Annotated in this window: 8 protein-coding genes; all 8 read left to right on the top strand. The window is 28.2% G+C overall.

Going from position 1 to position 13,608, the window contains the following annotated elements; all coding sequences use genetic code 11:
* Window positions 1-410 precede the first annotated feature (410 nt).
* The 8 genes from KO506_RS12725 (at window position 411) to KO506_RS12690 (ending at window position 13,539) form a co-directional block, all read left to right on the top strand.
* Window positions 411-1,826 (top strand): tyrosine-type recombinase/integrase, encoded by a 1,416-nt coding sequence (locus tag KO506_RS12725; protein WP_215995298.1) that lies wholly within the window; start codon window positions 411-413, stop codon window positions 1,824-1,826.
* Window positions 1,827-2,495 carry a hypothetical protein gene (locus KO506_RS12720; protein ID WP_215995297.1) on the top strand — a complete coding sequence of 223 codons (669 nt, stop codon included), beginning with the start codon at window positions 1,827-1,829 and terminating at the stop codon, window positions 2,493-2,495. It abuts the gene before it with no gap.
* A 113-nt stretch (window positions 2,496-2,608) separates the two neighbouring features.
* The gene (locus KO506_RS12715; protein ID WP_215995296.1) at window positions 2,609-3,043 is read left to right on the top strand and encodes a hypothetical protein; all 435 of its coding nucleotides are present in this window, start codon (window positions 2,609-2,611) and stop codon (window positions 3,041-3,043) included.
* Window positions 3,044-3,289: 246 nt separating this feature from the next.
* Window positions 3,290-5,599 carry an EcoAI/FtnUII family type I restriction enzme subunit R gene (gene hsdR, locus KO506_RS12710; RefSeq protein ID WP_215995295.1) on the top strand — a complete coding sequence of 770 codons (2,310 nt, stop codon included), beginning with the start codon at window positions 3,290-3,292 and terminating at the stop codon, window positions 5,597-5,599.
* Window positions 5,600-5,662: 63 nt separating this feature from the next.
* On the top strand, window positions 5,663-7,162 hold the full coding sequence (locus KO506_RS12705; RefSeq protein ID WP_215995294.1) for an HsdM family class I SAM-dependent methyltransferase: 1,500 nt from the start codon (window positions 5,663-5,665) through the stop codon (window positions 7,160-7,162).
* Window positions 7,155-8,276 (top strand): restriction endonuclease subunit S, encoded by a 1,122-nt coding sequence (locus tag KO506_RS12700; protein WP_215995293.1) that lies wholly within the window; start codon window positions 7,155-7,157, stop codon window positions 8,274-8,276. The genes KO506_RS12705 and KO506_RS12700 overlap by 8 nt, the downstream gene beginning before the upstream one ends.
* Before the next feature lie 33 nt (window positions 8,277-8,309).
* Window positions 8,310-10,886, top strand: coding sequence for a hypothetical protein (locus tag KO506_RS12695; RefSeq protein ID WP_215995292.1), 2,577 nt, complete (start codon window positions 8,310-8,312; stop codon window positions 10,884-10,886).
* Window positions 10,879-13,539, top strand: coding sequence for a hypothetical protein (locus KO506_RS12690; RefSeq protein ID WP_215995291.1), 2,661 nt, complete (start codon window positions 10,879-10,881; stop codon window positions 13,537-13,539). Before KO506_RS12695 ends, KO506_RS12690 begins: the two co-directional genes overlap by 8 nt.
* The last annotated feature ends 69 nt before the right edge of the window (window positions 13,540-13,608 follow it).

Genomic DNA, 13,608 nt, shown 5'->3' with positions numbered 1-13,608 from the left:
GTGAGACACAATTCGTTGATTTAATTAGCTTTAAGCTTGTAGCGAAAACGGGATTTGAACCCGTGACCTCAGGGTTATGAATTCTAATTAAAGTACTTTTAATCAGTATTTTACCCTTTTTTATTTTAAAATCGTGTTCAAAAACGTGTTCAGTTTAGACCAGATTATTATTGTAAATTTCTTAATGCAATTTAGTAATTTTAAAAATGCATTTAAAAGATTTTTTAAGAAATTATTTTGAATAGAAAATAAGTCAATTAATTGTACTAAATGCTATTTTAAAGGTCATTAATTCGACTCTAGTTCTTGATGTTATTTATCTGGTATACAATAAAATTCTAAATTTTGTTTTTGTATGTAATATTCAGCAATTTCTTATCTTTACTTTAATCATTGAAATTGCAACTAATTTGTCAAAGAAAACTCTTTATTCCATTCCCAAAATAAACACTGCAAATGGAGATCTATCCAAACGTTGGTATGTGTATTTTTCATTTAGAAATCCTGAAACAGGTAAAATGAAGCGAATGAGTAATATTTATGGCAGGGTAAATTCTTTTAAAACAAAAGAAGCTAGATTATTTGTTTTGAAAATTTATCGTAAACGATTACTTCATTTTTTAAAGCTAGGTTATAATCCATTTGAGGATAATACTCAATTATATCAAAACTTGCAGAAAGAAAGTTTATCTAAACCTATTGTAGAAGAAAATAAAGAAAAACCAAAAATCGTCAACAATTTATCAACAGATGGAGAACAACAATTGCAACAAATTATCGATAAGTTAAAAGAAGTTGTTATCACTGTGAAAGATAATACTGATTTACTTTATTCAGAATCAAAGCAAGTTCTATTTAATCAACATCAGAACTGGAAGAATGAAGATAAACCCTTGGAAGAAAGTGAAACAACTAAAATGTTTTTTTCTGAAGCTTTTGATTTTGCTTTAGAGTTAAAGCAAAAGGAAGTGAGCAAAACAACGCTTAATGATTATAAGAGAAAAATAAAAAAGTTCTTAGGTTGGTTAGAAATAAACCAACCTAAGAAAAAGTACATAGATCAAATTAAAAGGAAAGATATTTTAGATTTCTTAAATAGTATTTTACTAAAAACAAGCCCAAGGACAAGAAACAATTATAAATCAGATTTAAGTAGTGTTTTTCAGGTTTTGAAGAATAACGAATTGGTCAAGGAAAATTATTTAAAGACGGTTAAAACTTTAAATACTAAGCCAGAAAAAAATAAAAGATATACCAATCAGCAACAAAAAGAAATTTTCATCTATTTAGAAAAAGAAGATCCATTATTGTTGCTCTATATCCAATTCATTTACTATGGATTTATGAGACCATTAGAAGTATCAAGATTAAAAATAAAAGATATTGATTTAGAGAATAGAACAATGCAATTTCAATCAAAGACCAATAAAGTGCAAACAAAACGCATTCCTGAAATATTAATTAAAAAATTACCTGTTTTATCTCATTTAAATCAGGATGATTTTTTATTTACACCGGAAAAAATTGGAGGAGATTGGATTGCTAATGAATATAACAGAAGAGATCATTTTACAAAAAGATTTAGTAAGATTGTTAAAAATCAATTCAACTTAAAAGAAAATTATGGGCTATATAGTTTTAGACATACTGCTGTTACACGGCTGTACAATAACCTTAAAAATGAAATGACTGAATATGAGGCAAGAAGTAAATTAATGCCAATAACGGGACATAAAACAATGATTGCTTTAGAGAAATATTTAAGAGATATTGAAGCAGATTTACCAGAAGACTATTCTGATTTATTTAATATAGAAACACTATAGATGAAAACAGAAAATACTACGAATGCTATTTTCGATAAACTTTTTGAAAGGTTGTTGTACCCTATGTTAGTCTATTTACCAAAAGGTGCAGGGGAAGTGTTTAAGCAAAGTGAAGAGTTTCAAGTGCTAGATAAATTTGTAGGTTTTATGTTAGCGATAGAAAATAAGAGCTATAATTTTATAGTAACCGAGCAAAGTAACTTACTATTCTTAATAGGCAAATCAAAACTATTAGAAAGTAATATGTTTGATTTGCTTGATGCAAAAGAAAATTTAAGCAATGAGCAGTTTCATTTTTTAGCAAATAAATATAAAAGTCATGTAGATTCTTGGGTTTATATCACACAAGAATTAAAAAAGGATATTGTAAAGGTTAATGATGATCTTTTTATTAAAAATAAAGGATATATAGAACATCAAGCAATCAATTTGGAGCAACATCAAATGACAATTGAAAATCATTTTCCTAGTGTAGATAAAACGAGGCATAACATAGGCTTAGAGCATTTGTCGGCAAAAATTCTCGAATACGAAAAAAGTAAGCAAACAAAAAATCAACAAAAAGTCAACAAAAAAACAACAATAAAAAAACAACCGTTAATCTCTAATAAGGAGGTTGATAACTATTTATTAGAAAAGGTTTTTGGGGTGAATGTTCAAGATTTTTAAGTAATTTTATGTGTAATTGAACTAAAAAAAGAATAATTTTAGTCATCAGAATTTTAATAAACGGTATATTATGCGTTAATTGTACGTATAGTTAACGTATAAATCGTTTAAATATGGAAACGAACACCTACAAATGTGAGTATTGTAAAAAGAAATACGTACCAAAAAGAAGAAGAGTTCAAAAGTTTTGCAGTAATTCTTGCAGGGTTTCATTTCATCGTTTGAAAAACCTAGGAGAAGTAAAAAAAACCACAGAACTGCAAACAAAGAAAAAAGAGCAGGAGAATAGTAAGGTGAAAATAGATGAAATAAGTGTTTCAGGAGTTGCGAACTCAGCAATTGGTAGTGGTATAGTTGAAATAGCTAAAAATATTTTTACTCCCGAAGAGAATAAACCAGCAACTAAGGGAGATATATTAAAACTAGCATCCAACTTAAAAAGGTATCATCAAATTAAAAACTTACCACCTAATGCAATGGGGCATATCCCACATTTTGATTTGCATACTAATAATGTAATATATTTAGACATCACATTAACCTTTTAAAATTTAAATTCTAACATTTGTATTCTTCTATGTAATTAACGGTTATAAAAACAAAACTAAACACTCCCTTCCCATAAACCCTCAACACTAAACACTCAAAACTCTTTTAAAAGAATTCAAAAGCCAACAGCCAATAATAAAATTTAAGTTCTTTTAGTTCTTTTTGTTAATTTAGAGCAGTTTTCTTACCTTTCATCTTTACTTGTAGTTATAAGTAAAAAATTGCTAAAAATTGTGGAACGTTTTATGAACAAGAATAACATATCAGAATCTGATACTCGTGCCAATTTTATAGACCCTAAATTATCAGAAAATCAATGGGAATCGATTCATATAGTACGTGAATACTACTTTACAGAGGGTAGAAAACTTTTAGGAAATAAAAGAGGTAAGCGACTATTTTTAGACTACTTATTAAAATACAATAACACAAATTTAGCAATCGTTGAAGCAAAAAAGTTTGGAGATCATCCAACAAAAGGTTTGCAACAAGCCTTAGATTATGCAGAAAAACTAAAGATCAATTTTGTATATGCAACCAATGGAAAGCAGATTTATGAATTTGACAGGGGTAAAGGAAAAGGAGATTATGTAGATAATTTTCCAACTCCTCAAGAATTATATAACAGACTTTTCGGAGCTAAAAACGAATTAAAAGAAAAGCTTCACAATATTCCTTTTTTACTGACGGGTAATTTCGGTCCAAGATATTATCAAGAAATCGCTGTGAATAAAGTAATGGAAACCATTGCAGATGGCAAGGAAAACAGAATTTTGTTAACATTAGCAACTGGTACAGGAAAAACTTTTATATCATTTCAAATTGTACATAAATTACTGCAGGCAAAATGGAATTTAAGCGGAAATGATAGAAGACCTAGAGTTTTATTCCTAGCAGATAGAAATGTATTGGCAGATCAAGCCATTAATACATTCAATCCTTATGAAAAAGATGTGATTAAAATTGATGGAGAAGAAGTAAAGAAACGAAACGGTGTAGTACCTACAAATGCATATATCTTTTTTGCCATTTATCAAGCCATTGCAGAGAGAGAAAATATTGGTGGTTTCTATAAAGAATACCCAAGTGATTTTTTCGATCTCATTGTAATCGATGAATGTCATAGAGGTAGTGCCAACGAAGAAGGTTCTTGGCGAGCTATTCTAGATCACTTTAAACCTGCCATTCATTTAGGATTAACAGCAACCCCTAAGCGAGACGACAACGTAGATACTTATAAGTATTTCGGAAAACCTATTTACGAATACTCTTTAAAAGACGGAATTCAAGATGGGTTTTTAACACCTTATAAAGTAAAGCGAGTTAAAACAAATATTGATGAATATATTCATACAAACGATAGTAAAATTCTTCAAGGCGAAATTACAAAAGATCGTTACGAAATTAATGATTTTAACAAAAGTATCACAGTAAAACAAAGAATTGAGTTAGTAGCGCAAACCATTTTAAAGCAAATAGGTAAAATGGATAAAAGTATTGTGTTTTGTGCCAATCAAGATCATGCTTTAGATTTAAGAGATTACATCAATAAATACAAAACTGTTTCAGACGTCAATTACTGTGTACGTGTTACCAGTGATGAAGGAAAACACGGAAGAGAATTATTAGAAGATTTTCAAGATAACGATAAAGACATTCCTGTAATATTAACGTCTTCTAAAATGTTAACTACAGGTGTAGATGCTAGAAATGTGCGTAATATAATTTTAACAGCTCCCATTGGTTCTATGGTAGAGTTCAAACAAATTATTGGTCGTGGAACAAGAGTTTTTGAAGGCAAAGACTTTTTTACTATAATCGATTTTGTGGGAGCCACCAATTTATTTTATGATGCAGAATGGGATGGAGAACCAGAAGAACCAACAGAAGGATCTGGAGGAGAAACAACTCCAAAACCACCACGTAAACCAAAAGTGAACGAACCTGGAGAACCATACGAACGTAAAGAAAAACTAATCATTTCCTTAAGTAATGGTCGTCAACTAAAAGTAACAGATATAGATACGCGTTATATTGATGAAAACGGAAAACCATTAACTGCTAGAGAGTTTTTAGAAAAATTGGTGGGTGAATTACCAGCAATTTATAAAAACGAAGCACATTTGCGTAAAATATGGTCTAACCCAGATACAAGAGCAGATTTATTGATGAAATTAGGGGATTTAGGCTTTGATAACGAACAGTTAAACGATTTGCGTAATATGATTGCATCTCCTGATTGCGATATCTTTGATGTGCTTTCTCATATTTCATTTGATTCTAATTTAATGACGCGTAAACAAAGGGTGAAATTTGTAAAAGACGAACCTGAATTTTTTGAAGTTTATAAGAGCTTAGAGGCTCGTGATTTTTTGGAGTTTATTTTAAAGCATTACGAAGAATATGGTATCGAAGAATTACAACGAGATAAATTAGGCGATTTAGTAAAACTAAAACTAGGTACTCCAAAAGATGCCAAAACTGCCTTTGGAGATATGAAAACACTATTAAATGCCTATTACAAATTACAAGAAAATATATACAGAGCAGGATAATTCCGTCTGTCATTGTGAGGAGGCACGACGTGGCAATCTCATAAAAGAAAACATAAACAATTAATGAGCATACAAAACAATATTGATAGAATTACTGATATTTTAAGAAGAGACGATGGTATTTCTGGTGCTATGCACTACACAGAACAAATATCTTGGATTCTTTTTCTAAAGTTTTTAAACGATTACGAAGATAATAAAGCAGACGAAGCCTTTTTAGAAGGTACAGACTATAATTATGTATTACGCAAAGATTTACGCTGGCACCAATGGGCATGCCCAAAAGATGAAAATGGAAAACTAGATGTAAAGAGAGCCTTAACAGGAGATGATTTAGTCGATTTTGTAAACAAAACCCTTTTCCCTTATTTACAAGCATTTAAAGCAACAACAAACAATCCTAAATCGCTAACCTATAAAATAGGGGCAATTTTCGAATATTTAGACAACAGAATTGCAAGCGGACATACCTTGCGTGAAGTTTTAGACATTATCGATGCCTTAGACTTTCAAAGTAGTGATGAGTTGTTTGAGCTATCTCAAGTATACGAAAACCTACTAAAAAGTATGGGAAGCGATGGTGGAAACTCTGGTGAGTTTTACACACCAAGAGCCATTATTAAAGCTATGGTAGAAACTACAGATATTAAAGTTGGCGATACCATTTATGATGGTGCAGTAGGTTCTGGCGGTTTTTTAGTAGAAGCATTCGATTTTTTAACTGCTGGAGATAAAAAAGAAAAACTCTCTGCAAAAGATTGGGAAACCATACAAAACGACACCTTCTTCGGGCAAGAAAAAACCAGTTTGGGTTACGTTATGGGTATGATGAATATGATTCTCCACGGAATAGAAAGTCCAAACGTATATAAAGGCAATACCTTAACCCAAAATATACGCGATTATCAAGAAAAAGACAGACACGATGTTATTTTAGCAAATCCACCTTTTGGCGGGAAAGAGAAAAAGCAAATACAACAAAACTTTCCTGTAGAAAGTAACGCGACAGAAATACTGTTTATGCAGCATTTTATGAAAATGCTAAAACTAGAAGGTCGCGCAGCAATTGTAGTGCCAGAAGGTGTGTTGTTCCAAACCAATAATGCCTTTACCAAAGTAAAACAAACCTTGCTAGAAAACTTTAATGTACATACCATAGTAAGTTTACCATCTGGTGTGTTTTTACCCTATAGTGGTGTAAAAACCAATATTATATATTTTGATAGAAAAGGTGCTACCAACAACATTTGGTATTACGACGTTACACCACCTTACAAGTTAACCAAAAACAAACCGATTGCTTACGAGCATATTAAAGAGTTTGTACACTTATTTCATAACCCTAAAAAACGTAATGCAACTAATGCTAAGACTGGTAAAGAATGTAACGACTGGACTGTAAACGTTGCAGATATAAAATACTATGACCTTAGCGCCAAAAACCCACACAAAGTAGTTGAAGTAATACACCAAAGCCCAAAAGAGTTGTTAAATGCTATTAAGCAAAACGATACTGAAATAAACACATTAATGAACCAAATTGAAAGCTTGATTGATGGGTAAGTGGGAAGAAATACAAATTGATAAATTATTTAAAATTAGAAGTGGAAATTTCATTAAAAGAAAAGATATTTCTGAAAATAAGGAATTTCCTGTTTTTGGAGGTAATGGTATTACTGGATATGCTGAAGATTTTAATTTAGAAGGAGAGAATATAATTATTGGAAGAGTTGGAGCAAAATGTGGTAACGTAAGGTTTATTAAAGAAAAGATATGGTTAACTGATAATGCTTTTTATATCTCTGAATACTTTGAGGAGTTTGATAAACAGTTTTTAAAATTATTCCTCGAACATTATAATTTAGGCTCTACAGCTAATCAAGCAGCTCAACCAGTAATTTCTTATAAAGGAATAAAAGAAATCAAAATCCCACTTCCACCATTACCAGAACAACAACGTATTGTTACCAAATTAGATGGTTTATTTGCCAAAATAGATAAAGCTATTGGTTTGTTAGAAGAAAATATTGCACATACGCAGGCTTTGATGGGTAGTGTTTTGGATGAAATATATTCGGATGGAGATATAATGCTTAAAGACGTGTGTATTCTTGGTCCCAAAAAGTCAGAAGTAAGGGATCTTGATGACAATTTAGAAGTTTCATTTTTACCAATGAGAGATTTAAATGAGCACGATATTAATTTCGTTCCAAATGAAATTAAAAAGATTAGCGAAGTTTATAAAGGCTACACCTATTTTGCAGATGGAGATATTATTTTGGCAAAAGTAACACCTTGTTTTGAAAACGGTAAAGCAGGTTTAGCAAAAAAATTAACCAATGGTATTGGTTTTGGTTCTTCGGAATATCACGTTTTAAGACCAAAAGAAAACGTTTTGCCAGAATGGATTTACTTCTCTGTTTTAACCGAACAAATAAGAGTTACAGGTAAAGAAAACATGACAGGAGCTGGAGGATTAAAAAGGATTCCAAGACCTTTTTTAGAAGAATGGAAAATACCAGTTCCTGAATTATCAATTCAGAAAAAACAAATTAAAAGAATAGTTCAAATTCAAGAAGAGACTAAAAGTTTAGAAACCTCAATTCAGGAAAAATTAAATCATTTAAAATCCTTAAAAAGTAGTTTGTTAGATCAGGCTTTTAAGGGGGAGTTGTAAAATGTTTAGTGTGTTAAAATAAAAAAGTAAAAAATGGCATTAGAAATAAATATAGGTGAAGAATATAAAATAAAAATAGAAAAAACTGAGGACTTTGAAAAATCTATTTTTAAAGAAGTATATACGCAAGCCACAAAAAATGTAGAAGAGATAATTTTACAAGCAAATACAGTTTCTAGCACAAAAAGTATTAGTAACGATGATTACAATAATGTAATTGCTTTTACAGGAGAACGCGGTACAGGTAAAAGTTCTTCTATGATTTCTTTTGCTGATGCTTTAAAAAACAAAAAGTCTAAAGATACTTTTTGGAGTGCCACTCCAAATCTTGAAAAAGCTAAAATAAAATCTTTAGATATTATAGACCCTTCTTTATTTAGAAATGAAGATAAACTTTTTGAAATTATAATTTCTAAAATGTTTTCTAAGTTTCAGAAGAAATTAAAGAAAGAAAATACGATTAAAAATGACCGCAAACGTGATTTAATAAAACAGTTTCAAAAGGTATTTAACAATCTTAAAGTAGTTCATAACGGAAAGTCTGATGTTTACGAAAAAGAAGCTATTGAGGCTTTAAGTGATTTAGCTTTCGGAACAAACTTGAAAGAAAATTTTAAAAAATTAGTAGACGAATATCTACTTTGCATGTATGGAATTGATAATTCTAAAGATAAAAAGGGATTTTTATTGATTCCTATAGATGATTTTGATTTAAACATTTCTGGAGCTTATGAAATGTTAGAAGACATTCGTCAATTCTTAATTCAAAGTAATGTTCTTATTCTGATTGCATTTAAAATGGAACAATTACAAGATTCTATAAATAATGAAATCATAAAAGAGTATGATATGATTTTTAAATATGGAGAAAAAGCTAATATATACTTGTCAGAAAACATATCTAATAAATCTAATAAATATTTAGACAAGTTATTTCCTTTAGAAAGAAGATTTAATACTCCAATTCTTATAGAAAATAATATTTCTACTCAAAAAATGAATTTGTATGATTCTCAATATGAAATTGAATTAAAAGAAGAATTAAATACAAAAGACGTTAAAGTTAACAAAGACAAGATTTATTATATTAAAAATCAGACCATAGAAAATACTTTTTTAGGTTTGGTTTATAGAAAAACCAATATTTTAATTGCGAAAAACAAGTTTGAAAAAAATATAATTGTTCCGAATACTTTAAGAGATTTAACCAATACAATAACTTTAATTTATAGGGAGTCAAATATAAATTCTTTTAAGACTTATTTAAATAAAGAAATAGGAAGTAATCTTTCACAAGAAGAAGTTTATTTTTTTAAAGAATTAGACAAGGCTTCTAATACTACATTAAACCAATTTATTTTAAACTGGATTGGCATAAATAAAAATGGATTATTATTTAATTCTGATTATGACCCAACGTTCGAGGATGAAAATGAGATTAGTAGGTTGACTAAAATAAAAAAATATTATAATGCTTCTTTTGGAGATGTCTTATCTGTTTTAAGAGAGATAAAAAGTAATATTTTAGTTACAGATATTAAAAATTTACAGTTTGTAAGTTATTTAAAAATATATTACTCTATTAGATTTACAGAGTTATTTAAAAATAACTTTAACATTGAAAATTTACAAATTTTAACAAATGATAGATTAACAAATAATTCTATAAAATATTTTCCAACAATTAGAGATAAACCAAAAGGTCTAGGTCGACGAGATTATTTTGTAATTAACAAATCTCCTCTAGATTTATATCAATATATAGTTGATCTTATTAATGAAATTACACCAAATAATAACAATTATAATGAAATTTATTTATGGTTTACTCATTTTTTAAATTTTATAGGTTATGGAAGTAAAGACAATAAGTATTATGTCAATAATATAACGGATGATATAAAAGAAAGGACAGGTAATAAGTATGAAACTGTTACATTTAGTGCAATTTCTATTTTAAATAATTTAAATAATTCGGACAAGTTAATAAAGCAATATGTTCCTCATAATATTTTAGTAGACATTAAAGATTCTAATTTTTATTTAAATTTAAAACAATGGAATATTGATTTAAACAAAGATTATTATTTAGTATATAATATTAACTTGTTTGATGAAATACTAAATAAATTGAGTGATTACTCCAGTAGTAAAGATAGTTTAGGAGATAATTATGGAAAAAGATTACATGTCTATTTATATGATGGATTAAAAGAGATTAGTGAGAAATTATCAATTAAATATAACATTGATTTAAGAGATATATGCAATAATCCATTTTTTGATTATTGGAATGATAACTATTCAGTTTTAAACGGAATTTTAGATTCATTATTTAATTTTTCATCAGAAAAGAGCATTAAAAGTTTATATAAATTGGATAATGAAAATCTCAATACAATTAATAGGTTTATAAAACACTCTTTACCTAGTTTAACAAAAAAGAAGTTAGCTATATTAATCAATAAATTAGCTAAATCAAAAAATTCCCCTAATCAAAGAATTTTAAATGAGCTTTGGAAACTTAGAAATAGTTTAAATAATAATAACCTTGAAGAAATAAAGAATGATTTACGTGATTTGTTAAATAATTTAAAATCTAATGGATAACCTTAGAAAATCCATAAAAGCAATTTTCAATAATACTTGCCCTGATTTAATATTTCAGAATATCTATAGTAATGGTTTGGAAAAGGATACTTTTTCTAAAACGGGTTTTTTAGAGCAAGGCTTGGCATTTTTTAATAATTATAGCTTTGATGAAATTGAAAACTTGTATAGCAAATTAGATTCAGATTGGTTGCTAGATGTGTATCAAGGAAAAAGTAGTAAGAAGTCAATTTTTAATTTATTAACTCATTTTAATAAACAAGTTTTAATAGAAAGAGACAAAGAACCTTTTGTTTGTTATGAGCATTTATTGCGTTGGCGAGATTTATCTTTTTCTTTAGGAGAAGATTTATTTACGTGTTCTTATTTTGCATACATGGATAACCGTTCTAAAAGAAAAAGAAATTTCTTTTCTTGGAGAACCGTTGCTTTTTCAAACAATAATAGACTTAAAAAGTTATTAGATAAAGGGATTGCAGAAAATCATTTTCATTTAAAAGGCTCTGCTCCAGTTTTTGATTTGAATTGGATTTCTTTAATGAATACGATTAATAGTAATCATCATACTGAAAAGTTTAAGAAGTTAAAAAAAGGACTAAAATTAAATGGAGCTACTTCTCATTCTTTCCATAATCAAAATAAAGAAATAGACGTCCTTGTTAATAAAGCTTCGAAAATAAGACTGGTGTTATTTCAATTTTTATTAGATGAAAATAGTGAAATTAACTTAGCTGATTTTAAGTACTTATTATATCCGAATTCTAATAAAAATGATTCCTTTGAGCTATTAATGAATTTATCTAATATTCAAATTGAAATCAACGAGAAGAAAAAACTTTATGGGTATGAGTTTTATCATAAAGGAAAGCAGGAAGTAGCAGATTATGCTATTACTAAAGATATGCATATTAATAACTTTAAAGGTTCTTTTATAATGTATGGAGAAAGGCAGTTGCTCTACAAAGCTTTCAAATATATTTATTCAGAAAAAAAAGAAAGCTTTAAAATAGAAAAATTATTACACGCCTACATATCTATTAAAAATCAATTTAGGTCAGAATTAATTCAAGTCAATAAAAAGGTTGGTTTTGCTAATTTTTCTACGTATCAAGATAGAAAAGAATACTTTATTCCAGATAATAGTATTTATGAAACAGCCTTATTACAAATGGCTATTAATGATAGTACAAAGTTTCAAAATATAACTTCTTTTGAAACTAGAATTACACCAAAAAATACAGCTTTAGCCATTAATAACAGTTTAAAAAAATATCAAATTAATAGTGATATAAAAGCATTAAAAGAGACACATTATAATATACCTACTAAAAAGGCTTTAGGTACTTATAAAGCAAATAAAGAAAAACATTTTTATACAGTCCATTTTATTAAGTTTAAAGAGAAGAATACCAACTATAAATTAGCTCAAGAAGTATTACCAAGGCATCATCAATTAAGGAAAGATGTAAAAAAACAAGCCAGAGCAATTGTGCAACTAAGAGAATCGTATTCTAAGAAAGCAAAACTTATTAGAGGTATTGATGCTGCTTCGTCTGAATTTAATGCAAGACCAGAAGTTTTTGCACAAGCTTTTAGGTATTTAAAAGACCATAAGTTAAATGGAAAATACAATCATTTAAAGAAAGAGATTGTAGAAAATAAACTATATGCTACTTATCATGCAGGTGAGGATTTTTACGATATTATAGATGGAATTAGATGTATTGATGAAACGATTAAATTTCTAAAATTTCGCCAAGGAGATAGAATAGGACATGCATTGGCACTAGGAATAGATGTTAAAGAATATTTTGATTTTAAAGGAAGAAAATTATTGATTCCGAAAGAGATGCTATTAGATAACATAGCTTGGTTATTAGCAAAGGTTAGAAAATATAATATAAATGACCATACCAGTGAAATATATAAATTAGAAAAATTATTTGACTCATTATTTAGAGAAGTCTATCAATGTTATTTTGATAAAGATTCTAAATTTAATAACATACATTTTAAGCACGAAATATATTTTGATGCCTGGAAATTAAGAGGAGATGATCCATATTTATATTTAGAAGATATACATGAAAAAATAGAAGATATTCCGAACATCACGTACTGGGAAAGATGTAGAATTAACCATTTTTATCCTAAAAGAGGAAACATAAGAAATGATAGCAAAACTAAATTTTTGTATCTACAATATCATTTTAATCCTGAAATAAAAAAGAAGGGTAAAGAAATAAAGCAATTTGAAATTACAGATGCTTATGTAAAACTAGTAACAAGTATTCAAAAAGAATATCAAAACTATATCGTTCAAAAGAATATAGGTATTGAATGTAATCCAACATCTAATTATTTAATAGGAACTATAGATAAATACCACAAACACCCTATAAAGAATTTTTTCAATTTACATTTAGAAACTGATTTTGATATAATAAAAGAATGTCCACAATTGTTTGTTTCAATAAATACAGATGATCAAGGTGTTTTTGGTACATCTTTAGAAAATGAATATGCTTTATTAGCTATTGCCATGGAAAAAGAAAAAGATGAAAACGGAAACCCTAAATATAGCCAAACTATGATATATGAATGGTTAGACAAAATTAGAGAAATGGGGTTAGAACAAAGTTTTAAAAAATAATATATTATTCTCAAAAGGATGTTGTTTTGGCGCTTTGGAACAATAATCTAATTATAAAATAAAAGTAAG

This window comes from Polaribacter vadi (genome assembly GCF_018861005.1).
Lineage (GTDB): Bacteria > Bacteroidota > Bacteroidia > Flavobacteriales > Flavobacteriaceae > Polaribacter > Polaribacter vadi_A.
This window is presented reverse-complemented; position numbering and strand designations above follow the sequence as displayed.